The sequence below is a fragment of the Paracoccus sp. R86501 genome (assembly GCF_042466435.1).
Classification (GTDB): Bacteria; Pseudomonadota; Alphaproteobacteria; order Rhodobacterales; family Rhodobacteraceae; genus Paracoccus.
Genome location: NZ_JAXHPZ010000001.1, coordinates 1,478,186 through 1,501,935, shown reverse-complemented (window position 1 = coordinate 1,501,935; position 23,750 = coordinate 1,478,186). Strand labels below are relative to the sequence as shown.

Genomic DNA, 23,750 nt, shown 5'->3' with positions numbered 1-23,750 from the left:
GCAAAGGAATGACCGCGATGAACCTCAAGACCCGCAAACGTCTGGCGCTTCTTGTCCTGCTGGTGCTGATGCCGCTTTACGTGGTCGTCGCCGTCACGCTGATGAACTGGCTGGATACCCGCTTTGGCCGCCAGCACATTCTGGTCGAGGTCGCGATCTATGTCGGGCTTGGCATCCTCTGGGCGCTGCCCTTCAAAAAGGTCTTCCGCGGCGTCGGCCGCGAGGAATGACCGCAGGCCCCGTCGCTCGCCCGATCATCAGCGACAGGGGCGTCACCGTCATCGGTGGCGGTCAGGTGACACGCGCCGATCTTGCGCTGGCGACCACCGTCGCGCCGCTGCTGATCGCGGCGGATGGGGGTGCCGATCGCGCGCTGGAACTGGGGCGCATGCCCGATTGGGTGATCGGCGATCTGGACAGCGTCTCGGATCGCGGACGGGCTGCGGTGCCGCCCGACCGTCTGCTGCACGTCAGCGAACAGGACAGCACCGATTTCGTAAAATGCCTGACCCGCATCCAGGCCCCCGTCGTCATGGCGGTGGGCTTCGCGGGTTTGCGGCTGGACCACACGCTGGCGGCGTTGACGGCGCTGGTGGCGCAGGATGTGGGGCGGGTCATCATGATCGCCTCGGATGATGTGATCTTTGTGGCACCGCCGCGGCTAACGCTGCCGTTGATGCCGGGGACGCGGGTATCGCTTTACCCGATGGGACCGGCGCGGGGCACCAGCAGCGGGCTGGAATGGCCGATCGACGACATCGATTTTGCGCCGGGGGGACGTGTCGGGACCTCGAACCGGGCGACGGGGCTGGTGTCGCTGCACATTCAGGGCAAGATGCTGGTGATGCTGCCGCGCGGCTGTCTGGGAACGGTGCTGACCGCGCTGTCGGTCCCTGCGGGGTGATCCCGACAAGGTGATCGGGGCGGAACGGTTGTCGTCGCGCCCTGCATGGCATATCTGAGGGGCAACCCGTCCCCCGGAGGCTTGCAGATGTCGCTGAACCCGATCCGTCCCTGGCGCAATATCGAGCGTCGGAAATCCCGTCAGATCATGGTCGGCAACGTGCCCGTGGGTGGCGACGCGCCGATCAGCGTGCAGACGATGACCAATACCGACGGCCATGACGTGCGGGCCACGCTGGATCAGGTGATCCGCGCCGCCGATGCCGGCGCCGATATCGTCCGCATCAGCGCCCCGGATCAGGAAACCACCCACGCGCTGCGCGAGATCTGCCGCGAAAGCCCCGTGCCGATCGTCGCCGACATCCACTTCCATTATAAGCGCGCGATCGAGGCCGCCGAGGCGGGTGCCGCCTGCCTGCGGATCAACCCCGGCAATATCGGCAGCGCCGACCGCGTCCGCGAGGTGATCAAGGCCGCGCGCGATCATGGATGCTCTATCCGGATCGGGGTGAACGCCGGGTCACTGGAACGCCATCTGCTGGAAAAATACGGCGAGCCTTGCCCCGACGCGATGGTCGAAAGCGGCATGGACCATATCAAGCTGCTGCAGGATAACGACTTCCACGAATTCAAGATCAGCGTGAAGGCCAGTGACGTGTTTCTGGCCGCCGCCGCCTATCAGCAGCTGGCCGACGCGACCGATGCGCCGATCCATCTGGGCATCACCGAGGCCGGTGGCTTTGTCGGCGGCACGGTCAAATCGGCGGTTGGTCTGGGCAACCTGCTATGGGCCGGCATCGGCGATACGATCCGCGTCAGCCTCTCGGCCGATCCGGTCGAGGAGGTCAAGGTTGGCTTCGAAATCCTGAAATCGCTTGGCCTGCGCACCCGCGGCGTGCAGATCATTTCCTGCCCAAGCTGCGCGCGTCAGGGTTTCGACGTGATCAAGACCGTCGAGGCGCTTGAAAAGCGGCTGGAACATATCAAGACCCCGATGAGTTTGTCGATCATCGGCTGCGTGGTGAACGGTCCGGGTGAGGCGCTTATGACCGATCTGGGTTTCACCGGCGGTGGTGCGGGCAGCGGCATGATCTATATGGCGGGGCGCCAGAGCCACAAGCTGTCGAATGACAAGATGGTCGATCACATCGTCGAACTGGTCGAGGCGCGCGCGGAAAAGCTGGAAGCCGAAGCTGCGGCGGAGGCGGCCGAGTAACTGCGTCCCGCGACGACCGGGGGCGCTTCGCCCCCCGGACCCCCCGAGAATATTCCAGCACGACTGAAGGGTGTTACCCGCCCGTATGGCTCATGTGGCGGGTCATCTGGCCTTCGACCTTCTGGCGGGAATAGTCGAAGTCATGGCCTTTGGGCTTGCGGGCGATGGCCGCGCGAATTTCATTGCGCAGAACGGTATCGTCCGAATGGGCCCGCAAGGGTGCGCGCAGGTCGGCATTGTCTTCCTGACCCAGACACATGAACAATTCGCCCGTGCAGGTCACGCGCACGCGATTGCAGCTTTCGCAGAAATTATGGGTCATGGGCGTGATGAAGCCGATCTTCTGACCGGTTTCCGCCAGCTTGACATAGCGGGCAGGGCCGCCCGAGCGCTCGGCCAGATCCAGCAGGGTGAAACGCTCGGCCAGCTGATCGCGCAGGTCCGACAGGGGCCAGTATTGGTCCAGACGATCCTCATTGCCCAGATCGCCCATGGGCATGACTTCGATGAAGGTCAGGTCGTGACCTTCCTGGCCGCACCATTCGACCAGATGGAACAGCTCGACGTCATTGAAGCCCTTCAGCGCGACGGCGTTGATCTTGACCTTGAGGCCCGCATCCTTGGCCGCCTTGATGCCGTCCAACACCTGCTGCAGGCGACCCCAACGCGTGATCTTGGCGAATTTGTCAGCGTCGAGCGTGTCCAGCGACACGTTCACGCGCCGAACGCCGCAGTCGTAAAGCTCGGCGGCGTGACGGGCCAGTTGGCTGCCATTGGTGGTCAGGGTCAGTTCGTCCAGCCCGTTTCCAAGGTGCCGCGACACGTTGCGGAAGAAGGTCATGATGCCGCGACGGACCAGCGGCTCTCCGCCGGTGATGCGCAGCTTGCGCACGCCAAGCCCCACGAAGGCCGTGCAAAGACGGTCCAGTTCTTCCAGCGTCAGCAGTTCGGCCTTGGGCAGGAACTGCATGTGTTCGGCCATGCAATAGACGCAGCGGAAATCGCAACGGTCGGTGACCGAGACCCGCAGGTAATTGATGGGGCGGGCGAAGGGGTCGATCAGGGGGGCGTGCGTTTCCATGGCTGCAATCTAGGTATGCGAAGGCCCGCTCACAATGGGCTGGATCACGGGACTTCCAGTGGACCTTTCGTTTTTGTCGTGCCTAAACTGCCTCGACATATAATCGCAGGAGAAGCCGATGCGCATGACACCCCTTGCCGTGACGATGGGAGTGGGTCTGGCACTGGCCGGATGCAGCCAGACGACCAAGACCGAAGCTCGCCCCGAAATCGAACCGACCAAGACCGTGACGGCTGAACAGGTGGCGGCGGCGACCGCGATTACCCGCGCACCCGCCCCGCGTCCTGCGGCCCGCGCGACACCCGCGCAGCTGGACACCACCACCAAGGAACAGCGCGAAGCCGCCTCCAAAGCGCCCGAGGCCAGCGCCGAGACCAAGCTGGGATCGACGGTGGGATCGCTTGGCAACCCATCCGAAGGTGGGTTCTGGATCAAGACGCCGCTGGTCACGGCCCGCGCCATGGGGCGCATCGTGAACCCCGCCAATGGCAAATCCGCCAAGGTCGAGCTGATCCCGCTGACCGGTGGCGGCAGCGGCAGCCAGGTTTCCCTGCCTGCGCTGCAACTGCTGGGCATCTCGCTGACCGATCTGCCGACGCTGGACGTCTACAAGTCCTGATCGTCTTCCGTGTCGCTGACCGGGTCCGCTTCGGCGGGCTCGGCCCGGGCCGCGGTTTCCGCCGCCCGTTCGGCTTCGTCCTGTCTGGCGGCGGCGACGACCTGTTCGCGATCCTTGCGCCACTCGGCGACGCGTTCGGGCGCACGTTTGGCCAGATCGCGCAGCCAGGTCTCGATCGCCTGACGCACGGCGCCGTTGCTGTCGTCGGCCAGATGGGCGGCCCATTCCAGCACGCGTTCGCGGATTTCCAGATCGGCGGGCTTGGGGTTGTTCATCTTGGCCCAGGGCAGGGTGCCCATCAGCACCGCGCGCCGCTGGAACGGGTTCGAGGATTGCGCCCAATCAAGCATCTCCTCCATGCGGGCGGGGTCGGCGACCAGACGCTTGCTGCCTGCGACCATCACCGCATCAGTAACCTCGGGGGCGTCCAACTGGGGCGCCCATTCGCAGATCAGATCCCAGACCGCATCATCGGGGCGGATGCGGGCCTGCACCAGCAGGCGGGCTGCGGCCAGACGCGCCTCGTGGATGTTGCTGTCCCACAGGTCGCGGGCCAGCGCCACACGACCGTCGACGTCCAGATCGTCGCGCCAGCCGGTGACGGCGGTCTCGATCTGGGCAGGGGTCAGGCCAAGCGTCGGGCGGCCGGTCTTGTGACGTGCGGCGATGCGTTCGGCCAGTTCGGGATTGGCCAAGGCGCGCAGCTGGTCCAGTTCCTGCATGAAATTCTCCTGTTTTCTGGTCTCCTTACTAGGGCCGCGCGGGCAAAGCCTCAAGAAGATGGTGGAAGCGGGGTCGCGGTCACGGTAAAAGGCCCGCAAAATCACGAGGTAACCCATGTCGCATTCCGCCCCAGCCCGTCCGATGACCTCTCGCCGCAGCGGCCCCCTGACGGGTCAGGCGACGGTGCCCGGCGACAAGTCGATCAGCCACCGCGCGCTGATCCTTGGTGCCATGGCCGTGGGCGAAACCCGCATCACCGGCCTCCTGGAGGGCGAGGATGTGCTGGACACCGCCAAGGCCATGCGCGCCTTCGGGGCCGAGGTCACCCAGCACGGCCCCGGCGATTGGAGCGTGCATGGCGTCGGCGTCGGCGGCTTCCGCTCGCCCGAGGGGGTGATCGATTGCGGCAATTCCGGCACCGGCGTGCGGCTGATCATGGGCGCGATGGCCACGACCGACATCACCGCGACCTTCACAGGCGACGCTAGCCTGTCGCGCCGCCCCATGGCGCGTGTGACCGTGCCGCTGGCACAGCTGGGTGCGCAGATCACCGCCCGCGAAGGCGACCGCCTGCCGATCACCATCCGTGGCGCGGCCGACCCCGTGCCGCTGACCTATCGCACGCCGGTCGCCAGCGCGCAGATCAAATCGGCAATCCTGCTGGCCGGACTGAACGTCCCCGGCGATACCGTCGTCATCGAATCCGAACCGACGCGCGATCATTCGGAACGGATGCTGGCGGGCTTCGGTGCGGAAATCACCTCGGAAACGACCGAAGACGGCCATAAGATCACCCTGAAGGGCCGTCCCGAATTGCGCGCCCAGCCCGTTGCCGTGCCGCGCGACCCCTCCAGTGCGGCTTTCCCCGTGGCCGCCGCGCTGATCGTGCCGGGCAGCGAGATCCGCGTGCCGGGCGTCAGCCGCAACCCCACGCGCGACGGTCTTTACGTCACGCTGCTGGAAATGGGCGCCGACATCACCTTCGAAAACACCCGCGAGGAAGGTGGCGAACCCGTCGCCGATCTGGTCGTGCGCCACGGCCCGCTGAAGGGCGTCTCGGTTCCTGCCGAACGCGCCGCCAGCATGATCGACGAATTCCCCATCCTTTCGGTCATCGCATCCTTCGCCGAGGGCACCACCGTGATGAACGGCGTAGCGGAACTGCGCGTCAAGGAAAGCGACCGCATCGACGCCATGGCCCGCGGGCTGGAGGTGAACGGCGTCCGGGTCGAGGAAACCCAGGACAGCATGACTGTCCATGGCGCACCCACCGTCAAGGGGGGCGGGACGGCGGTGACCCATCTGGATCACCGCATCGCCATGTCCTTCATGGTGCTGGGTCTGGCGACGGAAAACCCCGTGCAGATCGACGACGGCAATCCGATCACCACCTCCTTCCCCGATTTCGTGCCGCTGATGACCCGGCTTGGTGCGCAGATCGACTGATCGCTAGCGTTCGCAGGGATAGCCGACGCCGGCCAATGCGGTCCTGATCTCATCTAGGATGGCGGGGTCGTCGATGGTGGCGGGGGTCTTGACCTCCTCTCCATCGGCGATCTTGGCCATGGTGGCGCGCAGGATCTTCCCCGATCGCGTCTTGGGCAGGCGATCGACCACGCAGGCGGTCTTGAAGGCTGCGACGGGGCCGATGCGGTCGCGGACCAATGCCACCACCTGCGAGACGACCTGATCCGGCGGGGTCGTGACGCCCTTCTTCAGGCACAGCAGACCCACCGGAGCCTGACCCTTCAGCGTGTTGACCACCCCGATCACGGCGCATTCGGCAACGGCGGGATGGGATGACAGCACCTCCTCCATCGCGCCGGTGGACAGGCGATGGCCCGCGACGTTGATGACATCATCGGTGCGGGCCATGATGAAGACATAGCCATCCTCATCGACATAGCCCGCATCGCCGGTTTCGTAATAGCCGGGGAAGTGGTCCAGATAGGCCTTGCGGAAGCGCGCCTCGGCGTTCCACAGCGTCGGCAGCGTGCCCGGCGGCAAGGGCAGGCGCAGCGCGATGGCGCCCAGGGTGCCCGGCGCGACGGGGTGGCCCGCCTCATCCAGCACATCGATGTGATAGCCCGGCATGGGGACCGAGGGGCTGCCCTTGCGGATCGGCAGCAGGCCCGCGCCAAGCGGGTTGGCGGCGATGGGCCAGCCGGTCTCGGTCTGCCACCAGTGGTCGATGACGGGGATGTTCAGGCGATCTTCGGCCCATGTGATCGTATCGGGATCGGCGCGTTCACCGGCAAGGAACAGCGCCTTCAGGCTGGACAGGTCGTGTTGCCCAATCAGCGCGCCATCAGGGTCGTCGCGCTTGACGGCACGGATGGCGGTGGGGGCGGTGAAGAAGCTTTTGACGCCGTGATCCGCAATGATCCTCCAGAAGGTGCCCGCATCGGGGGTGCCGACGGGCTTGCCCTCGAAGATGACGGTGGTGGCACCGGCGATCAGCGGGCCATAGACGATATAGCTGTGGCCCACGACCCAACCGACGTCAGACGCCACGAAGAACACGTCCCCCGGCCCGATGTCATAGATATGCGGCACGCTCCAGGCCAGGGCCACCAGATGGCCCGCGGTATGGCGCACCACGCCCTTGGGCTGACCCGTCGTCCCCGAGGTATAGAGGATGTAGGCTGGGTGGTTGCCCTCGACCGGAACGCAATCGGCGGGTGTGGCGGTGGCGATGGCCTCGTCCCAGTCCAGATCACGGCCTTCGGTCATGGCAGCCGTGCATTCGGGGCGTTGGTGGACAAGACACAGTGTGGGCTTATGCGCGGCCTCCTCCAGCGCCTGATCCATCAGCGGTTTGTAGGGCACGACGCGGTTCGGCTCCAACCCGCAGGACGCCGCAAGGATGGCCTTGGGGCGGGCGTCGTCGATCCGCACGGCCAGCTCATGCGCGGCAAAGCCGCCGAACACGACCGAGTGGATGGCCCCAATGCGGGCGCAGGCCAGCATCGCCTGCAGTGCCTGCGGGATCATCGGCATATAGATGATGACCCGATCGCCCTTGCCGACCCCATGCGCCGCCAGCACCCCGGCCAGCCGCGCGACCTGATCCTGCAGCTGGGCATAGGTCAGCCGCTCGACCTTGCCGGTCATGGCGCTGTCGTGGATGACGGCCAGCCGGTCGCCGTGCCCCGCCTGAACATGGCGATCGATTGCGTTCCAGCAGGTGTTCACCATCCCGTCCGAAAACCACTCCCCTGCCGGTCCCTGATCGAAGAAGGCGCGGCTAGGCGGGTGGGTCCAGTCGATGGCGCGGCTGGCCTCCATCCAGAACCCCTCGGGGTCCGATTGCCAGCCTGCATAGATGTCCTGATACGCCATGCTTCCCCCTCCACAAGTCCGCTGCAGCAGTGTTGCGCGGATCGGGGGGGCGCAGGCAAGCATGTTAGCGCATGACGCGGTGGCGGTTCTGCAAAATCCGTCCCGCAGGGCAGGCGGCAGTTTGCAAACCCAAAGGCGGGGGCGTCTGGTACTTTGCCCGGCCTGTGCCTTTGCAAAACCCGGGCGCGCGAAAGTGATTCGCGCGTCCGGGTCGGGTTCAGCCGTAGTGGTTGACCGGCGTGCCCGCCAGAACGCTCATGTTCAGCAGGCCGCGCGTGGTGATGGATGGCGTGACGATATGGGCGCGGTTGCCCATGCCCATCAGGATCGGACCGACTTCCAGACCGGCCGCGCGCATCTTCAGCGCGTTGCGCACGCCCGATGCCGCATCGGTTCCGGCAAAGACCAGCACGTTGGCGACGCCTTCCAGACGCGAGTTCGGGAAGATCCGTTCGCGCAGTTCGGGGTCCAGTGCCGCGTTGACATGCATTTCGCCGTCATACATGAAGTCAGGTTCGCGTGCGTCCAGCATCTCCAAGGCTTCGCGCATCTTGCGGCCCGAATAGCTGTCGGTGTTGCCGAATTGCGAATGGCTGCACAGCGCGATCTTGGGGGCCAGACCAAAGCGGCGGACGTGGCGGGCGGCGCCCATCACGGCCTCCATCACCTGATGCGGCGTGGGGTCGTTGTGGCACTGGGTATCGGCAATGAACAGCGGGCCCTCTTCAAGGATGATCATCGACAGCGCGCCCGTGGGATGCAGACCGTCGCGCGCCAGGATCTGGCGGACATATTCAAGGTGCCAGCTGTATTGACCGAAGGTGCCGCAGATCAGGCTGTCGGCTTCGTTGCGATGCACCATCACCGCGCCGATGGCCGTGGTGTTGGTGCGCATGATGGCGCGGGCGATGTCGGGGCTGACGCCGCGACGGGCCATCAGCCCATGATAGGTTTCCCAGTAATCGCGGTAACGCGGATCGTTCTCCGGGTTCACGATCTGGAAATCGACATCGGGCCGGATCGGCAGGCCCGCACGTTCGGCACGCATGGCGATGACCTCGGGACGACCGATCAGGATCGGGACGTCGGTGGTTTCCTCCAGCATGGCGTTGGCGGCGCGCAGCACGCGCTCATCCTCGCCCTCGGCAAAGACGATGCGGCGTTCGGTGGTGGCTGCGGCTTCGAAGACCGGGCGCATGATCATGGCCGATTTGAAGACCGAACCGTCCAGCTTCAGCTTGTAAGCCTCAAGGTCCTCAAGCGGGCGGGCCGCGACGCCGGTCTCCATCGCGGCCTTGGCCACGGCGGAACTGACGACGCCGACCAGACGCGGGTCGAAGGGCTTGGGAATCAGGTAATCCGGCCCGAAGGTCAGCGTCTCACCGCGATAGGCGGCGGCAGCCTCGGCTGCGGTGGTGGCGCGGGCAAGGGCGGCGATGCCCTCGATGCAGGCGATCTTCATCTCGTCGTTGATGGTCGTCGCACCCACATCCAGCGCACCGCGGAAGATGAAGGGGAAGCACAACACGTTGTTGACCTGATTGGGGTAGTCGCTGCGCCCGGTGGCGATGATGGCACCCGGTTTCACGGCGCGTGCGGCATCGGGGTCGATTTCCGGGTTGGGGTTGGCCAGCGCGAAGATGATCGGCTGATCGGCCATGCGGGCGACCATTTCCGGCTTCAGCACGCCCGGACCCGACAGGCCGAGGAACAGGTCGGCCCCGTCGATCACATCACCCAGGGCCCGCTTGTCCGAGGCCTGCGCATAGGCGGCCTTCTGCGGGTTCATATCCTCGGTCCGGCCTTCATAGACCAGCCCGTGGATGTCGCACAGCCAGACGTTTTCACGTTTGACGCCCAGCTTCAGCAGCATGTCCAGACAGGCGATGCCCGCGGCCCCGCCGCCGGTGGACACGATCTTGATATCCTCGAACCGCTTGCCGGCGATGCGCAACGCGTTGGTGGCGGCGGCACCGACGACGATGGCCGTGCCATGCTGGTCGTCGTGGAAGACGGGGATGTTCATCCGTTCGCGGCACAGCTTTTCGACGACAAAGCAGTCGGGCGCCTTGATGTCTTCCAGGTTCACGGCGCCGAAGGTCGGTTCCAGCGCGCAGACGATCTCGGCCAGCTTGACGGGGTCGGGTTCGTTCACCTCGATGTCGAAGCAGTCGATGTCGGCGAATTTCTTGAACAGGACCGCCTTGCCCTCCATCACCGGCTTGGATGCCAGCGCCCCGATGTTGCCAAGGCCCAGCACCGCCGTCCCGTTCGAGATGACGGCCACCAAATTTCCCTTGGTGGTATAGCGGGCCGCAGCCGATGGGTCGGCCTGGATCTCGAGGCAGGCTTCGGCCACCCCGGGCGAATAGGCGCGGGACAGGTCGCGGCCGTTCGCCATCGGTTTCGTGGCGCGGATCTCCAGCTTACCGGGTCGCGGAAATTCATGATAATCCAGTGCTGCCTGGCGCGCGCTGTCCTGCCTGCGGTCTTCCATTCTGCCCCTCCGGTTTCGGAATTGGTTTACCGTTAAACGATATCGCGCACGGGGAACAGCGGGCTTGTGCATGGCGTTCGACATGCGCGACGGGACGGCCTGCTTGCGCTGATCCGCAGGGACGCGCAAATTGGCGGCAATGATTTGATAAGGACGGACCGATGTCTTTGATGAACGCTGCGCGCGATGTGCGTGAAAATGCCTATGCGCCCTATTCGAAGTTCAAGGTGGGGGCGGCGATCCGTTCGGCCTCGGGGGTCGTCTATAGCGGCTGCAATGTCGAAAACGTCGCCTATCCGGAAGGCACCTGCGCCGAGGCCGGGGCGATTGCCGCCATGGTCGCGGCAGGCGAAACCCGTCTGGTCGAGGTGGCCGTCATCGCCGACAGCCCCAGCCCCGTGCCCCCCTGCGGCGGATGTCGGCAGAAACTGGCCGAATTCGCCGATGCCGATGTGCCGGTAGTCTTGGCCACCACGGATGGCGGCCGGATGGAAACCACGGTGGGCGATCTGCTGCCGGGTCGTTTCGACGCCGGTCATATGACGAACGCATCATGACCGACCCGCGTCCTGTCATTGCAGCCATCCGCGACGGTCGCGGACTGGACGGGCCCGGCGCGGCGCTGATCGCGCAGGGTCTGGCCGATGGCTCGGTCAGCGAGGCGCAGGCCGGGGCATTCGCCATGGCCGTCCTGACCAAGGGCGTTGGCCCCGAAGGCCGCGTCGCCCTGACCCGCGCCATGCGCGACAGCGGGCAGGTGCTGCAATGGGATCTGTCGGGGCCGGTGGTTGACAAGCATTCGACCGGCGGCATCGGCGATACGGTCAGCCTTGTGCTGGCGCCGCTGTTGGCCGCGCGGGGCGTCTTCGTGCCGATGGTCTCGGGGCGCGGTCTTGGCCATACGGGCGGCACGCTGGACAAGCTGGAGGCGATCCCGGGGTTCCTTTGCGATCAGAGCCAGCAGAATTTCGCCCGGATCGTGCGTCAGATCGGCTGTGCCATCGTCTCGGCCACGGGTGATGTCGCGCCCGCGGACAAGCGGCTCTACGCGATCCGCGACGAATCGGGGACGGTCGAGTTGATCGACCTGATCACCGCCTCGATCCTGTCGAAGAAGCTGGCGGCGGGGCTGGATGCGCTGGTGCTGGACGTCAAGGCGGGGTCGGGGGCAATCATGAAAAAGCCCGACAGCGCGCCCCGTCTGGCGCGTGCCTTGGTCGATACCGCCAATGGCGCGGGCTGCCGGACATCGGCCATGATCACCGACATGGACCAACCCTTGGCCCGCAGCGCCGGCAACGCGCTGGAGGTTGCCGAAGCGATCCGCGTGCTGCAGGGCGAACAGGGCGCGCTGCGCGAGCTGACGCTGGCCTTGGCACAGGAATGCCTGGACCTTGCCGGACAATCAACCGAAGGGCTGGCGGGAACGCTGGACAGCGGCGCCGCCGCCGAGGTCTTTGGCCGCATGGTGGCCGCACAGGGCGGCCCGACCGACCTGATGCAGCGCCCCGCCGCGCATCTGGCCGTCGCGCCGGTCATCCGTCCCGTTCCCGCACCTGCCGGACGCATCGCCCGGATCGACGTAACGGCGCTTGGCCATGCCGTTGTGGCCCTTGGCGGCGGACGCGTGCGCGCGGGCGATCCCATCGACCCGCGTGTCGGTCTGGACCGTCTGGCCAAGCTGGGCGACGATGTTGGCCCCGACCGCCCGCTTGCCTTCGTTCATGCCGCCGATGATACCGCCGCACAGGTCGCAATCGCCGCCGTGCAGTCGGCCTATCACCTTGGGGATGACGGCCACTCCGGCCCCCTGATCCGCGAAAGGATCACCGCATGACCCGCGCCTTCCTGATCGTCATGGACAGCGTCGGCATCGGCGGAGCGCCTGACGCCGATCAATATTTCAACGATGGCCAGCCCGATACCGGCGCCAATACCGTCGGGCATATCGCGCAGGCCCGCCCGCTGACGATGCCGCATCTGGCGGGTCTTGGGCTGGGGCAGGCGGTCAAGCTGGCCTCGGGGCAGGAGGCGCCGGGGCTGATGGTCGAACCGCAGGGCCTGTGGGGTGCCGCGACCGAGGTGTCGCGCGGTAAGGATACCCCTTCAGGTCATTGGGAAATCGCGGGTGTTCCGGTGCCGTGGGACTGGCATTACTTCCCCGACACCACCCCCGCCTTCCCCCCCGAGGTCACGGCCCGCATCTGCGAGCTGGCGGGGACGGGCGGCATTCTGGCCAATTGCCACGCCTCGGGGACGCAGGTGATCGACGATTTCGGCCCCGAGCATCTGCAGACAGGCTGGCCCATCTGCTATACCTCGGTTGATAGCGTGTTGCAGATCGCCGCGCATGAGGATGTCTTCGGGCTGGACCGGCTGATCGACCTCTGCCACGATCTGGCGCCCATGCTGCACAAGATGCGGGTGGGGCGGGTCATCGCGCGGCCATTTCTGGGCCAGCCGGGCAGCTTCAAGCGCACCCCGAACCGCCGTGATTTCGCCATCGCACCGCCAGCCCAGACCATTCTGGACACCGCCGCCGAGGCGGGCCGCGACACCCATGCCATCGGCAAGATCGGCGACATCTTCAGCCATCGCGGCATCAAGCATCTGCACAAGGGCAAATCCGACGCCGATCTGGGCGAGCATCTGGTCCGCCTCGGGGGGGAAGCCGCGGACGGCAGCCTGACCTTTGCCAATTTTGTCGAATTCGACACGAACTTCGGCCACCGGCGCGACGTGGAAGGCTATGCCGCGCAATTGGAATGGTTCGACACGGTCGCGGGGCGGTTCCTTGCGACGCTTGGGCCGGGCGATCTGGCGATCTTCACCGCCGATCACGGCAACGATCCAACGTGGCGCGGGACAGATCACACCCGCGAACGCGTGCCGGTGCTGGTGCATGGCGCGGGGACGCGTTCGGTGGGGCAGGTGGGCTTTGCCGACATCGGGGCCTCGGTCATGGAACATCTGGGGCTTGCAGCCCCCAAGCACGGACAAAGCTTTCTATGAAGAAGATCGAACTGCACCTGCATCTGGAAGGCGCGGCACCGCCCGATTTCATCCGCGCCGTCGCCAAGGAAAAGCGCACCGACCTAAGCGGCGTCTTCGACGAACGCGGCGCCTATGCTTATGACGACTTCCCGGGCTTCCTGCGCTGCTACGAGGCCGCGACCGCCGTTCTGACCACGCCGCGCGATTACGCCCGCCTGCTGGCCGAGGTGCTGGAACGCTGCGCCGAGGAGGGCGTGATCTATACCGAGCTGTTCGTCTCGCCCGAATTTTGCGGCGGAGGCGATCTGTCGGCATGGCGCGATTACCTGGCCGCCATGACCGAGGTGGCCGACAAGGGCCGCGCCATGGGCATCGACAGCCGCGGCATCGTCACCGCCATCCGCCACATGGGGCCGGATCACGCGAAACTCTCGGCCCTCTGCGCGGCGGAAACCGCCTTCGACGCGGGCGGCGGCTGGATCACCGGCTTCGGCATGGGCGGGGCGGAACAGGTCCACAAGGCCACCGATTTTGCTTGGAGCTTCGATTGCGTGCGTGAAGCGGGGCTGGGCCTGACCTGCCACGCAGGTGAATGGGGCGGGCCGGACAGTGTGCGTCAGGCGCTGGATCTGGGCTGCACGCGCATCGGCCACGGCGTGCAGGCGATCGAGGACCCGCAGCTGGTCCGCGATCTGGCCGAACAGGAAATCACGCTTGAGGTCTGCCCCGGATCGAACATCGCGCTTGGGGTTTATCCGTCGTGGGACAAGCACCCTATCGTTCGTCTGGCCGATGCGGGTGTGCGGGTCACCGTGTCCACCGACGATCCGCCCTTCTTCCACACGACCATACGCGACGAATACGACCGGCTTGCATCGGTCTTTGGCTGGGGCGATACCGAGTTCCGACAGATTAACCTCTGGGCCGCCGAGGCTGCCTTCTGCGACACCGCCACCAAAGACCGCCTGAAAAAGGAATTCGCCTGATGCCCCATCTGACCGTCGTCGATCACCCCCTGATCCAGCACAAGCTGTCGATCATGCGCCAGGAACAGGTCTCGACCGCCGGTTTCCGCCGCCTGCTGCGCGAGATCAGCCTGCTGCTGGCCTATGAGGTCACGCGGGAACTGGAACTGACCACGATGACCATCCAGACCCCCATGTGCGAGATGGAGGCCCCCACGCTGGAGGGCAAGAAGCTGGCGCTGATTTCCATCCTGCGGGCTGGAAACGGCCTGCTGGACGGCATTCTGGAGTTGATCCCGGGGGCGCGCGTCGGTTTCGTGGGGCTCTACCGCGACCCCGAAACGCTGAAGCCGGTCGAATATTACTGCAAGGTTCCCAAAGAGCTGGACGCCCGCATGACCATCGTGGTCGATCCGATGCTGGCCACCGGCAATTCCTCGGTCGAGGCGATCGACATGCTGAAGGCGCGCGGTGCCAAGAACCTGCGTTTCCTGTGCCTGTTGGCGGCCCCCGAAGGTGTTGAACGCATGCGTCAGGCACATCCCGACGTGCCGATCTTCACCGCCGCTCTGGACGAAAAGCTGGATGATCACGGCTATATCGTGCCGGGTCTGGGCGATGCCGGTGACCGGATGTTCGGCACCAAATAAGGCCCGCCCGTTAACTGCCGTTTCACGCTTTGGCCCTAGCTTGGGGCCAAAGCGGAAAGTGGATGGCAGATGCGGTTTGAACATTGGTTGGCGGCGATGATGATGACGGTCGGTACGGCGATGGCCGCGCCGAACCCCGCGCCGCCGGGCGATTTCGCGGGCTCGCAATATATCGACGGTGCCGGTTGCGTCTTTCGGCGCGAAGGGGGCGTCTGGTCAGCGCGAACCGATGGGGCAGGGCAGCCGCTTTGTGGCTTTCCACCCAGCATCGGTCAGGCGCGCAGTTTGTCAGTGCCTGCAACGCCCGACGCCGAAAACCTGCTGATGGAGCAATTGACCCATCAGCTGCGACCCGGCGAATGGGCCGCCGATCCTGCACAGCCGGAAACCCGCCGTCCCGCAGAGCCTGCCCGCCATCCCGACCCGCTGCAGACGACATTGACGGACGCGCTGAAGGTGGCCCCTGTCGTCAAGCAGGCCGCGTCGATCAAACCTGCCGACGAACTCTGCGAACGGCTTGGATATCACGCGGGCGATGCGGCAGCCCCCGGTGCAGCGCTTGGGCTGTGTCCAGGCATGCAGGTCAAGACGCCCAAGGCCGCGCAGGCCAAACCTGCCGCAGTCCGAACAGCTCCTGTCGAAAAGACGTCGCCGAGAGCTGAGACTGCAAGGGCTGCCAGTGCCATCGTCGCGCGCCGACCGGCACCCGCCAAGCCGCCCAAGCCGATGGCGGAAATGATCCCCGCATCGGCACGTTATATTCAGGTTGGGGCGTTTCAGGATGGCGAAAATGCACTGATCGTGCTGCGGGCGCTGTCCGGACGCGGCTATCCGGTCGCGCAGACCCGCATGACCGAAAAGGCCAAGGGCATGCGGGTCATCATGGCCGGACCGTTCCCCGACCGGCAAAAGCTGGTCGAGGCCTTGTCTGAACTGCGGCGCACCGGCTATGCCGGTGCCATGCCGCGCTAGGCGGTGCGGACGGCCTCGATCATGCGGGCGACATTGTCGGGGTCCGCATCGGGCGTGATCCCGTGGCCAAGGTTGAACACATGCGGGCCACCCCGCAAGGTGCGCGTGATGCGCTGTGCATCCGCCACCAGTTCGGGTCCGCCCGTGACCATATGGCCCGGGGCCAGATTGCCCTGAACGCAACCGTCAACCTGGACATGTTCCGCTGCCCATTCCGCCGAGATCGAATTGTCCAGCGCGACGCAATCGGCACCGGTCGCCTTGGCAAATCCGATATAGCGGTCGCCGGCTTCACGCGGGAAAGCAATGACCGGCACGCCGGGATGGCGTTCTTTCAACGCGCTGATGATGCGTTTGGCAGGGGCCAGCGCGAAATCGTCGAAGTCCTGACCTTTCAGGCTGCCCGCCCAGCTGTCGAACAGCTTGACGACCTCGGCCCCGGCATCGATCTGCGCCGACAGATAGAGGATGGTCGCTTCGGTGATCAGGTCGATCAACGCGCTGAAGGTTTCACGATCGGCGGCCTTGAAGGCATGGGCCGGACCCTGATCCTTGGTGCCGCGACCGGCAATCATATAGGTCGCCACCGTCCAAGGCGCGCCGGCAAAGCCGATCAGCGTCGTTTCGCGCGGCAGCTCCTGCGACAGGATGCGCACGGTCTCATAGATCGGTGCCAGCCGTTCATGGATCTGATCCGCCGATTTCAACTGCGCGAATTCCTGCGCCGAGGTGATCGTTCAACAGGCGCGGGCCTTCGCCCGTCACGAACCACAGATCCGCCCCAAGTGCCTGAGGCACCAGCAGAATATCCGCAAACAGGATCGAGGCGTCGAAGCCGAAACGCCGGATCGGCTGCAGAGTCACTTCAGCCGCCAGTTCGGGGTTGTAGCATAGCGACAGGAAATCACCCGCCTTGGCGCGCGTCGCACGATATTCCGGCAGATAGCGGCCAGCCTGGCGCATCATCCAGATCGGGGGGGTCGGCAAAGTCTCGCCCGCCAGGGCACGCAGCAGAAGTTTGGTCATATGGCCTCCTGCGCCCCTTGAAGGCGAGGCGACAGACGTTGTCAAGCACGCGCCCGGCAGCTATCCATGCGCCATGACACAGATGCCCGACACCTCCCGCCCCCTCAAGATCGGCACCCGCGGATCGGTCCTTGCTTTGGCCCAGGCCCATGAAACCCGTGATCGCCTGATGGCTGCGCACGGCTTGCCTGCCGATGCCTTCGAAATCGTCGTTATCAAGACGACCGGCGACCGCATTACGGATCGCCCCCTGAAAGAGATCGGCGGAAAGGGCCTTTTCACCCGCGAGATCGAGGAAGCCCTGACGCAGGGCGAAATCGACATTGCGGTGCATTCGATGAAGGACATGCCGACCCTGCAGCCCGATGGTCTGATCATCGACTGCCTGCTGCCGCGCGAGGATGTCCGCGATGCCTTTGTCAGTCCGCATTTCGGCTCGATCTCGGATCTGCCGCTTGGAGTGACTGTCGGGTCGTCCAGCTTGCGCCGCCGCGCGCAGTTGGCCCACCGTCGGCCCGACCTGAACTTGGTCGAGTTTCGCGGTAACGTGCAGACCCGCTTGAAGAAACTGGATGATGGCGTCGCGGTTGCGACCTTCTTGGCCATGGCGGGGCTTTGTCGTCTGGGGATGACGCATGTGGCGCAAGGCGGTATCGATCCCGCCGAAATGCTGCCCGCGGTCGCGCAGGGCGCGATTGGCGTCGAACGGCGCAAGGATGACGTCCGGCTTGCCGAGATGCTGACCCCCTTGCATGATCTTCAGACGGGTTTGCGTGTCGCAGCCGAGCGGGCCTTCTTGGCGCGGTTGGATGGCTCATGCCAGACGCCGATCGCAGGTCTGGCCGAAATCATCGGCGACCGCTTGACCCTGCGTGGAGAGATATTGCGGCCGGATGGCAGCGCTGTTGTCAGCGGTATGCGCGACGGCAGTCTTGGCGATGGACCCGCCATGGGAACCGATCTGGCCAATGAACTGCTGGAGCGCGGCGGCCCTGGGTTCATGACCTTGTAATGTCGGCAGGTTGCGCGGTCATGCCGCAGCAGTTTGCGACGGGCGCGCGGTTTGCGCGCCCGTTCATGTTTCAATAGCTGCGGATCAGGCCGACCAGACGGCCTTGGATGCGGACGCGATCTTCGGGCAGCAAACGGGTTTCATAGGCCGGATTGGCTGCCTCAAGCGCGATCATGGCTCCCTTGCGGCGATACCGCTTCAAGGTGGCCTCTTGGTCGTCGACCAGCGCCACGATGATGTCGCCGGTTTCAGCCGTATCCTGTTCGCGGATCACCACCACGTCGCCATCGTTTATTCCGGCGTCGATCATCGAATTGCCCGTGACCTCAAGCGCGTAATGGTGTTCGCGGCCCGCCAGCATGGTGCCCGGAACCGCGATGTGATGCGACACTTCCGAAATCGCCTCGATCGGGACGCCTGCGGCGATCCGACCCATCAGCGGCAGCTGCACCGCCGGACTGTCCACGACGGTCATCGCACCGCGCGGCCTGGAAGGACGCGTGTTCGAAATGACGCGGGGCGTGAAGGCCGGCTTTGCTTCGGGTTCGGCAGCATTGGCCAGATGCGCCAAAGCGTCGGGCAGGCGCAAGACCTCCAACGCACGGGCGCGGTGCGGGAGGCGGCGAATGAAGCCCCGTTCTTCCAGCGCGGTCACAAGGCGGTGGATGCCGGACTTGGAGCGCAAATCCAGCGCATCCTTCATTTCATCGAATGACGGCGGTACGCCATCACGAACCATTCGTTTCTGGATGAATTCCAGCAGTTGGATCTGCTTTTTTGTCAACATGGCCCAGCCTCATCGATATGTTCCGTTAATGTTCTAGCCGATGGCCCGAATCACGTCAATCAGTTGGCGCAATGAAGATGAAAAAACAGTTAATTGTCAGAGACCAAGGGGGATGTACTCCATCATCTCATCGACCTCGCGGGCGGGGTCATGTGCGGGCCGGACCAACAGCGCGTCGGCCTGTGACATCAACGACAGTCGCGCGGAATCCTGATCGGTGAACGGCGTTATGACCGGGTTGCCGCCCGTCCAATCAAGACGTGCACGAAGATAGTGCTGACGCGGTCCTTCCGGTCGCATGGCGCAGCCAAGGCGGGCATGGCCGGTGCGGATATCGGTCGGAAGACCCTGCATGGCCCTGATCAACGGTTGCATGAACAGCAAGCCGCAAGTCATTGCCGATACAGGATTTCCCGGCAGGCCTAGCATCGCGGAATTCGCCAGCCGTCCAGCCATCAGCGGCTTGCCGGGCCGCATCGCGATCTTGTAGAACGCGCGATCCAACCCCAGCTCGGTCGCGATCTTTCCGATCAGATCGTGATCACCCACCGAGGCCCCACCGATGGTGACAATCAGGTCGGTATCCGCGGCAGCGGCAAAGCTGTCCCGCAGGCTCTGGTCGGTATCGCGGGCGATCGGCAGGATGCGGGGGATGCCGCCCGCCTGCGTCACCATTGCGGCAATTGCCAGATCGTTCGAACTGATGATCTGACCCGGCTGTGGATCGCTGCCGGGCGGCAGCAATTCGTCGCCACCGGCCAGAACGGCCACCACGGGACGCTTGGCGACGACGACCTTTGGCAGGTTCATCGCGGCCAACAGGCCGATGTCTGCGGCCGTCAGCAGGCGCCCCGGTGCGATCTGGTCACCCACGGCAAAGTCGTTGCCTTTGGCGCGGATATTGCTGCCCGAAGAGCGTGTCTCGACCCGGATCATGTCACCGTCACGGGCGATATTTTCCTGCAGTTCGACATGATCGAAGCCCGCCGGAACCGGGGCGCCGGTAAAGATGCGGATCGCATGACCGGCCTTGGCCTGACCCTGCCATGGATGCCCCGCCGCTGCCGTGCCGATCACCTGCATCGCGCGGCCCATATCCGCTGCCCGCATCGCATAGCCATCCATTGCCGAGGCATCGAACGGCGGCTGCGTCAGGCGCGATATGGCAGGTTGCAACAGCGCGCGACCATGCGCCTGCGCCAAGGGCACGGTTTCCGGCTCGGGCGCGTTTGCCAGCGCCAGAACGCGGGCCAGGGCCTCGGGGACGGGGATCATGGTTGCGCCTCATAGAGACCGGATTTCCCGCCCTCTTTTCGCAGCAGGCGAATGTCGGTGATCTGCATCGATTTTTCGGCGGCCTTCAGCATGTCATAGATGGTCAGGCAGGCGGTGCTGACAGCGGTCAGGGCCTCCATCTCGACGCCGGTGCGGCCTGTCGTGCGGACGGTGGCGGTGACGCGGATGCCGGGCAGCGTGTCGTCGGGCGTCAGTTCCAGCGCGACCTTGGCAATGGGCAACGGATGGCACAGCGGGATCAGATCGGCGGTGCGTTTTGCCCCCATGATCCCCGCCAGCCGCGCCACGCCCAGCACGTCACCCTTGGCCGCACCGCCCTTGGCCAGCGCCAGCGTTTCGGCGGTCATGATGACGCAACCGGTTGCCACCGCTTCACGGGCGGTTTCTTCCTTGGCCGAGACATCGACCATATGCGCCTGACCTGCGGCGTCGAAATGCGTCAGGGTCATGCGGGTACATCCAGAATGGCGCGGGTCGCAGCGGTGACATCATCCTGACGCATCATGCATTCGCCGATCAGGAAGCGGCGCGCGCCGACCAGCATCATCTGACCAAGATCGGCGGGGGTGAACAAACCGCTTTCGCAGACAACATGGCGGTCGGAAGGAATGCGCGGTGCCAGTTCGCGCGTCACATCAAGTGTGACCTCGAAGGTCTTGAGATTGCGGTTGTTAATCCCGATCATCGGCGATTTCAGACGCAGGGCGCGGTCCAGTTCTTCGGCATTGTGGACCTCGATCAGGGCGTCCATGCCCCAATGGGTCGCGGCGTCTTCCAGTTCGGCGGCCAAGGCGTCATCGACCGATGCCATGATGATCAGGATGCAATCAGCACCCCAAGCGCGCGCCTCGGCCACCTGATAGGTGTCATGCATGAAGTCCTTGCGCAGCGCGGGCAGGTCGCAGGCGTCGCGGGCGGTGGTCAGAAACTCGGGCGCGCCCTGAAAGCTGGGGCCGTCTGTCAGAACCGACAGGCAGGCCGCACCTCCGGCCTGATAGGCGCGGGCCAATTCGGCGGGCGCGAAATCGGGCCGGATCAAGCCTTTCGAGGGGCTGGCCTTCTTGATCTCGGCGATCAGCGCGGGGCCATGTTCGGCAGCCGCATCCAGCGCGCGGGCAAAACCACGGGGGGCCGAGGCGGCGCGGGCTGCGGCCTCGACATCGGCCAGCGGACGTGCAGCCTTGGCGGCTGCGATTTCGTCCAGCTTGTAGGTCTTGATCTTTTCGAGAATATCCATGGGTCCGGTTCTAACGCTGCCTGTGGGTCGAGGGAAGGGGACCTATGCGGTCCAGTCGATGGGCGTGCGGCCATTCGCGGCCAGCCAGTCGTTGACACGGCTGAAGGGGCGGCTGCCGAAGAAGCCGCGCCGTGCCGACAGCGGCGAGGGATGGGCCGTGGCGATCACCAGGTCCTGCGGGCGCGCCAGATCGGCCAGCGTCTTTTGCGCGTGATTGCCCCACAGCAGAAAGGCCAGTGATCCGTGATCCTGTGCCGCCGCCACAGCCTGACGCGCCAGATGGTGCCAGCCCCATTTCGCGTGGACGCCAGCCTGACCCGGCAAGACGCTGAGCGCGCTGTTCAGCAGCAACACGCCCTGACGCGCCCAGCCCGACAGATCACCGGTGGCCGGTGTGGTGCCGATGTCATCGCGCAGCTCGGCATAGATGTTGCGCAGGGAGCGCGGCAGAGGCGTTTCGGGCGTCACGGAAAACGCCAGCCCATTCGCATGACCGGGGGTGGGATAGGGGTCCTGTCCCAGGATCACCACGCGGGTCTGTCCAGGCGTGGTCGCCTGCAACGCGGCAAAGACCCGATCGGACCCCGGCAGCCATTCCTGATTCGCCAACCGGTCGCGGATGGCGGGCCATTCTTTCGCGAAGAACGGCAGGTCGGACCATGCGTCGGGGGGTGTCATGCCTCGGGCGGGCCGGTCACTTGCGACAGCGCCACCAGGCGGGCCTTGGCCGTGCCGCTGTCGATGGATTCCGCGGCCATGCGCGCGCCGTCGCGCAGGTCGTTCACCTTGCCTGCCACCAGCAGCGCGGCCGCCGAATTGAGCAGCACCGCATCACGATAGGCACCCGTCTGGCCTTCAAGCAGGGCGCGGAAGGCGGCGGCGTTCTGTTCGGGTTCGCCACCGATGATGTTGACGAAGGGATGGCGGGGCAGGCCCGCGTCTTCGGGCGTGATGGTGAATTCGCTGATCTGACCGTCCTTCAGGGCGGCGACATGGCTTTCCTCGGCGATGCTCAGCTCATCCGTGCCGTCGCCGCCATGGACCAGCCATGCGGCATCTGATCCCAGATCGCGCAGGACCTCGGCCATGGGACGGATCCATTCGGCGCTGAAGGCACCGGTCAGCTGGCGACGCACCGATGCCGGATTTGTCAACGGTCCCAGAAGGTTGAAGACGGTTCTTGTGCCAAGCTCGGTGCGCGGCGGGCCGACATGGCGCATGGCGGGATGATGCATCGGTGCCATCATGAAGCAGATGCCCGCCTGATTGATCGCCTGCTGCGCCACGGCGGGGCCGCCCATGACGTTGATGCCCATCTTGACCAGAGCATCTGCCGCGCCGGATTTCGACGACAGGTTGCGGTTGCCATGCTTGGCCACCGGCACGCCAGCCCCAGCCACGACGAATGCCGTCGCGGTCGAGATGTTCAGCGTGCCCTTGCCGTCGCCGCCGGTGCCGACGATGTCCATGGCACCCGCAGGTGCTGTCACACGGTTCATGCGGTTGCGCATGGCGCGGGCGGCAGCGGCAATTTCCTGCACCGTCTCACCCCGTACCCGCAGCGCCATCAGCAGACCGCCGATCTGGGCGGGGGTCGCGGCACCGTCGAACAGGGCCGAGAAGGCGGTTTCGGCCTCGGGGCCGGTCAAGGGGCGGGTGGCTGCGATCCCGATCAGCGGGCGGATGTCGGTCATGCGGCAGCCTCGGCTTTCGCGCAGCGGGACAGGAAGGTGCGGATCATCTCGTGCCCGTTTTCCGATGCGATGGATTCGGGGTGGAACTGGACACCCTCAATTTGCAGATCGCGGTGGATCAGCCCCATGATGGTGCCGTCATCGGATGTCGCCGTCACCCGCAGGCAATCGGGCAGGCTTTCGGGCTGAACCGTCAGCGAATGATAGCGCGTGGCGTTCATGGGCGAGGGGAGCTCTGCAAAGACCCCCGTGCCGTCATGGCTAATCGCATCGACCTTGCCATGCAGGATGCGGGTGGCGCGCACGATCTTGCCACCAAAGGCCTGACCGATCGCCTGATGGCCCAGACAGACGCCCAGCAACGGAATGCCACGATCAGCGGCTGCCTTGATCAGCTCCAGACAGATGCCCGCCTGATCGGGGTCGCATGGACCGGGCGAGATCACGATGCCTTCGGGGTTCAGGGCCAGCGCGTCGTCCACGGTCAGCTGGTCGTTGCGGCGCACGGTCACCTCGGCGCCGGCCTCGCCCATATAGTGGACCAGGTTCCAGGTGAAGCTGTCGTAATTGTCGATCAAAAGGATCATCGGCTTGGCACCTTGTCGTCAGGAAACATGTATCGTCGCGGGTCGGGCAATGGTCTGGGATTAGTCTGGGCGGCGGTGAATGGGGGCGGTTTCCCCCCGCGAGAGCGTCCGCTATAGATGGGGCAAAGCGCGCCCGAGGGTCAAGACCG

Annotated in this window: 23 protein-coding genes and 1 pseudogene; 12 read left to right on the top strand and 12 right to left on the bottom strand. The window is 65.3% G+C overall.

Going from position 1 to position 23,750, the window contains the following annotated elements:
- Window positions 1-17 precede the first annotated feature (17 nt).
- The 3 genes from SJY40_RS07325 to ispG all read left to right on the top strand — a co-directional run bounded on the left by SJY40_RS07325 (window position 18) and on the right by ispG (window position 2,119).
- Window positions 18-230 (top strand): DUF2842 domain-containing protein, encoded by a 213-nt coding sequence (locus SJY40_RS07325; protein ID WP_378944427.1) that lies wholly within the window; start codon window positions 18-20, stop codon window positions 228-230.
- Window positions 227-904 carry a thiamine diphosphokinase gene (locus SJY40_RS07320; RefSeq protein WP_378944425.1) on the top strand — a complete coding sequence of 226 codons (678 nt, stop codon included), beginning with the start codon at window positions 227-229 and terminating at the stop codon, window positions 902-904. Before SJY40_RS07325 ends, SJY40_RS07320 begins: the two co-directional genes overlap by 4 nt.
- An 87-nt stretch (window positions 905-991) precedes the next feature.
- Entirely contained in the window at window positions 992-2,119 is a 1,128-nt protein-coding gene (ispG, locus tag SJY40_RS07315) for a flavodoxin-dependent (E)-4-hydroxy-3-methylbut-2-enyl-diphosphate synthase (protein WP_378944422.1), read from the top strand.
- Between the two features lie 73 nt (window positions 2,120-2,192).
- Here the strand turns inward: ispG and moaA are convergent, their stop codons facing one another.
- Window positions 2,193-3,200, bottom strand: a complete 1,008-nt coding sequence (gene moaA, locus SJY40_RS07310; RefSeq protein ID WP_378944420.1) for a GTP 3',8-cyclase MoaA — start codon at window positions 3,198-3,200, stop codon at window positions 2,193-2,195.
- Between the two features lie 118 nt (window positions 3,201-3,318).
- On the opposite strand from moaA, the gene SJY40_RS07305 reads away from it, so the two are divergent.
- Window positions 3,319-3,819 carry a hypothetical protein gene (locus SJY40_RS07305; RefSeq protein ID WP_378944418.1) on the top strand — a complete coding sequence of 167 codons (501 nt, stop codon included), beginning with the start codon at window positions 3,319-3,321 and terminating at the stop codon, window positions 3,817-3,819.
- Here SJY40_RS07305 and SJY40_RS07300 read toward each other — a convergent pair.
- Entirely contained in the window at window positions 3,807-4,541 is a 735-nt protein-coding gene (locus SJY40_RS07300) for a DNA alkylation repair protein (protein WP_378944415.1), read from the bottom strand. The genes SJY40_RS07305 and SJY40_RS07300 overlap by 13 nt on opposite strands.
- A 115-nt stretch (window positions 4,542-4,656) precedes the next feature.
- On the opposite strand from SJY40_RS07300, the gene aroA reads away from it, so the two are divergent.
- Entirely contained in the window at window positions 4,657-5,988 is a 1,332-nt protein-coding gene (gene aroA, locus SJY40_RS07295) for a 3-phosphoshikimate 1-carboxyvinyltransferase (protein ID WP_378944412.1), read from the top strand.
- Window positions 5,989-5,991: 3 nt separating this feature from the next.
- On the opposite strand, the gene SJY40_RS07290 is transcribed toward aroA, so the two are convergent.
- On the bottom strand, window positions 5,992-7,884 hold the full coding sequence (locus tag SJY40_RS07290; RefSeq protein ID WP_378944409.1) for a propionyl-CoA synthetase: 1,893 nt from the start codon (window positions 7,882-7,884) through the stop codon (window positions 5,992-5,994).
- Between the two features lie 217 nt (window positions 7,885-8,101).
- Window positions 8,102-10,381, bottom strand: a complete 2,280-nt coding sequence (locus SJY40_RS07285; protein WP_378944406.1) for an NADP-dependent malic enzyme — start codon at window positions 10,379-10,381, stop codon at window positions 8,102-8,104.
- Window positions 10,382-10,542: 161 nt separating this feature from the next.
- Between SJY40_RS07285 and SJY40_RS07280 the strand changes: the two genes are divergently transcribed.
- From SJY40_RS07280 to SJY40_RS07255, 6 genes are all read left to right on the top strand, one after another.
- Window positions 10,543-10,938: a cytidine deaminase gene (locus SJY40_RS07280; protein ID WP_378944404.1), complete on the top strand. Its 396-nt coding sequence runs from the start codon at window positions 10,543-10,545 to the stop codon at window positions 10,936-10,938.
- Window positions 10,935-12,218: a thymidine phosphorylase gene (locus tag SJY40_RS07275; RefSeq protein WP_378944401.1), complete on the top strand. Its 1,284-nt coding sequence runs from the start codon at window positions 10,935-10,937 to the stop codon at window positions 12,216-12,218. The genes SJY40_RS07280 and SJY40_RS07275 overlap by 4 nt, the downstream gene beginning before the upstream one ends.
- Window positions 12,215-13,393, top strand: coding sequence for a phosphopentomutase (locus SJY40_RS07270; RefSeq protein ID WP_378944399.1), 1,179 nt, complete (start codon window positions 12,215-12,217; stop codon window positions 13,391-13,393). Before SJY40_RS07275 ends, SJY40_RS07270 begins: the two co-directional genes overlap by 4 nt.
- Window positions 13,390-14,361, top strand: a complete 972-nt coding sequence (locus SJY40_RS07265; RefSeq protein WP_378944396.1) for an adenosine deaminase — start codon at window positions 13,390-13,392, stop codon at window positions 14,359-14,361. Before SJY40_RS07270 ends, SJY40_RS07265 begins: the two co-directional genes overlap by 4 nt.
- The gene (gene upp / locus SJY40_RS07260) at window positions 14,361-14,990 is read left to right on the top strand and encodes a uracil phosphoribosyltransferase (RefSeq protein WP_378944394.1); all 630 of its coding nucleotides are present in this window, start codon (window positions 14,361-14,363) and stop codon (window positions 14,988-14,990) included. The genes SJY40_RS07265 and upp overlap by 1 nt, the downstream gene beginning before the upstream one ends.
- 69 nt (window positions 14,991-15,059) lie before the next feature.
- The gene (locus tag SJY40_RS07255) at window positions 15,060-15,962 is read left to right on the top strand and encodes an SPOR domain-containing protein (RefSeq protein WP_378944391.1); all 903 of its coding nucleotides are present in this window, start codon (window positions 15,060-15,062) and stop codon (window positions 15,960-15,962) included.
- Here SJY40_RS07255 and hemE read toward each other — a convergent pair.
- Window positions 15,959-16,988 (bottom strand): annotated as a pseudogene (gene hemE, locus SJY40_RS07250) (uroporphyrinogen decarboxylase). The gene SJY40_RS07255 and the pseudogene hemE overlap by 4 nt on opposite strands.
- 82 nt (window positions 16,989-17,070) lie before the next feature.
- On the opposite strand from hemE, the gene hemC reads away from it, so the two are divergent.
- On the top strand, window positions 17,071-18,000 hold the full coding sequence (hemC, locus tag SJY40_RS07245) for a hydroxymethylbilane synthase (protein ID WP_378944389.1): 930 nt from the start codon (window positions 17,071-17,073) through the stop codon (window positions 17,998-18,000).
- Window positions 18,001-18,070: 70 nt separating this feature from the next.
- Here the strand turns inward: hemC and lexA are convergent, their stop codons facing one another.
- The 7 genes from lexA to SJY40_RS07210 all read right to left on the bottom strand — a co-directional run bounded on the left by lexA (window position 18,071) and on the right by SJY40_RS07210 (window position 23,601).
- Entirely contained in the window at window positions 18,071-18,787 is a 717-nt protein-coding gene (lexA, locus tag SJY40_RS07240) for a transcriptional repressor LexA (protein ID WP_378944386.1), read from the bottom strand.
- Between the two features lie 96 nt (window positions 18,788-18,883).
- A complete protein-coding gene (locus SJY40_RS07235) occupies window positions 18,884-20,062 on the bottom strand; it encodes a molybdopterin molybdotransferase MoeA (RefSeq protein WP_378944383.1) in 1,179 nt (392 codons plus the stop codon).
- On the bottom strand, window positions 20,059-20,532 hold the full coding sequence (gene moaC, locus SJY40_RS07230) for a cyclic pyranopterin monophosphate synthase MoaC (RefSeq protein ID WP_378944380.1): 474 nt from the start codon (window positions 20,530-20,532) through the stop codon (window positions 20,059-20,061). The genes SJY40_RS07235 and moaC overlap by 4 nt, the downstream gene beginning before the upstream one ends.
- Window positions 20,529-21,320 carry an indole-3-glycerol phosphate synthase TrpC gene (trpC, locus tag SJY40_RS07225; protein ID WP_378944377.1) on the bottom strand — a complete coding sequence of 264 codons (792 nt, stop codon included), beginning with the start codon at window positions 21,318-21,320 and terminating at the stop codon, window positions 20,529-20,531. Before trpC ends, moaC begins: the two co-directional genes overlap by 4 nt.
- Before the next feature lie 42 nt (window positions 21,321-21,362).
- Window positions 21,363-21,998, bottom strand: coding sequence for a uracil-DNA glycosylase (locus SJY40_RS07220; RefSeq protein WP_378944374.1), 636 nt, complete (start codon window positions 21,996-21,998; stop codon window positions 21,363-21,365).
- Entirely contained in the window at window positions 21,995-23,014 is a 1,020-nt protein-coding gene (trpD, locus tag SJY40_RS07215; RefSeq protein WP_378944371.1) for an anthranilate phosphoribosyltransferase, read from the bottom strand. Before trpD ends, SJY40_RS07220 begins: the two co-directional genes overlap by 4 nt.
- The gene (locus tag SJY40_RS07210; protein ID WP_378944369.1) at window positions 23,011-23,601 is read right to left on the bottom strand and encodes an anthranilate synthase component II; all 591 of its coding nucleotides are present in this window, start codon (window positions 23,599-23,601) and stop codon (window positions 23,011-23,013) included. The genes trpD and SJY40_RS07210 overlap by 4 nt, the downstream gene beginning before the upstream one ends.
- Window positions 23,602-23,750 lie beyond the last annotated feature (149 nt).

What these genes read in the sequence shown, in the direction of transcription:
- aroA (WP_378944412.1), top strand. Translation starts at nt 4,657, where the DNA reads ATGTCGCATTCCGCCCCAGCCCGTCCGATGACCTCTCGCCGCAGCGGC.
- SJY40_RS07285 (WP_378944406.1), bottom strand. Translation starts at nt 10,381, where the DNA reads ATGGAAGACCGCAGGCAGGACAGCGCGCGCCAGGCAGCACTGGATTAT.
- SJY40_RS07235 (WP_378944383.1), bottom strand. Translation starts at nt 20,062, where the DNA reads ATGATCCCCGTCCCCGAGGCCCTGGCCCGCGTTCTGGCGCTGGCAAAC.
- SJY40_RS07270 (WP_378944399.1), top strand. Translation starts at nt 12,215, where the DNA reads ATGACCCGCGCCTTCCTGATCGTCATGGACAGCGTCGGCATCGGCGGA.
- SJY40_RS07280 (WP_378944404.1), top strand. Translation starts at nt 10,543, where the DNA reads ATGTCTTTGATGAACGCTGCGCGCGATGTGCGTGAAAATGCCTATGCG.
- SJY40_RS07255 (WP_378944391.1), top strand. Translation starts at nt 15,060, where the DNA reads ATGCGGTTTGAACATTGGTTGGCGGCGATGATGATGACGGTCGGTACG.
- SJY40_RS07220 (WP_378944374.1), bottom strand. Translation starts at nt 21,998, where the DNA reads ATGACACCCCCCGACGCATGGTCCGACCTGCCGTTCTTCGCGAAAGAA.
- moaC (WP_378944380.1), bottom strand. Translation starts at nt 20,532, where the DNA reads ATGACCCTGACGCATTTCGACGCCGCAGGTCAGGCGCATATGGTCGAT.
- SJY40_RS07265 (WP_378944396.1), top strand. Translation starts at nt 13,390, where the DNA reads ATGAAGAAGATCGAACTGCACCTGCATCTGGAAGGCGCGGCACCGCCC.
- hemC (WP_378944389.1), top strand. Translation starts at nt 17,071, where the DNA reads ATGCCCGACACCTCCCGCCCCCTCAAGATCGGCACCCGCGGATCGGTC.
- trpC (WP_378944377.1), bottom strand. Translation starts at nt 21,320, where the DNA reads ATGGATATTCTCGAAAAGATCAAGACCTACAAGCTGGACGAAATCGCA.
- SJY40_RS07305 (WP_378944418.1), top strand. Translation starts at nt 3,319, where the DNA reads ATGCGCATGACACCCCTTGCCGTGACGATGGGAGTGGGTCTGGCACTG.
- SJY40_RS07210 (WP_378944369.1), bottom strand. Translation starts at nt 23,601, where the DNA reads ATGATCCTTTTGATCGACAATTACGACAGCTTCACCTGGAACCTGGTC.
- SJY40_RS07325 (WP_378944427.1), top strand. Translation starts at nt 18, where the DNA reads ATGAACCTCAAGACCCGCAAACGTCTGGCGCTTCTTGTCCTGCTGGTG.
- SJY40_RS07290 (WP_378944409.1), bottom strand. Translation starts at nt 7,884, where the DNA reads ATGGCGTATCAGGACATCTATGCAGGCTGGCAATCGGACCCCGAGGGG.
- SJY40_RS07320 (WP_378944425.1), top strand. Translation starts at nt 227, where the DNA reads ATGACCGCAGGCCCCGTCGCTCGCCCGATCATCAGCGACAGGGGCGTC.
- trpD (WP_378944371.1), bottom strand. Translation starts at nt 23,014, where the DNA reads ATGACCGACATCCGCCCGCTGATCGGGATCGCAGCCACCCGCCCCTTG.
- lexA (WP_378944386.1), bottom strand. Translation starts at nt 18,787, where the DNA reads ATGTTGACAAAAAAGCAGATCCAACTGCTGGAATTCATCCAGAAACGA.
- ispG (WP_378944422.1), top strand. Translation starts at nt 992, where the DNA reads ATGTCGCTGAACCCGATCCGTCCCTGGCGCAATATCGAGCGTCGGAAA.
- SJY40_RS07300 (WP_378944415.1), bottom strand. Translation starts at nt 4,541, where the DNA reads ATGCAGGAACTGGACCAGCTGCGCGCCTTGGCCAATCCCGAACTGGCC.
- SJY40_RS07275 (WP_378944401.1), top strand. Translation starts at nt 10,935, where the DNA reads ATGACCGACCCGCGTCCTGTCATTGCAGCCATCCGCGACGGTCGCGGA.
- upp (WP_378944394.1), top strand. Translation starts at nt 14,361, where the DNA reads ATGCCCCATCTGACCGTCGTCGATCACCCCCTGATCCAGCACAAGCTG.
- moaA (WP_378944420.1), bottom strand. Translation starts at nt 3,200, where the DNA reads ATGGAAACGCACGCCCCCCTGATCGACCCCTTCGCCCGCCCCATCAAT.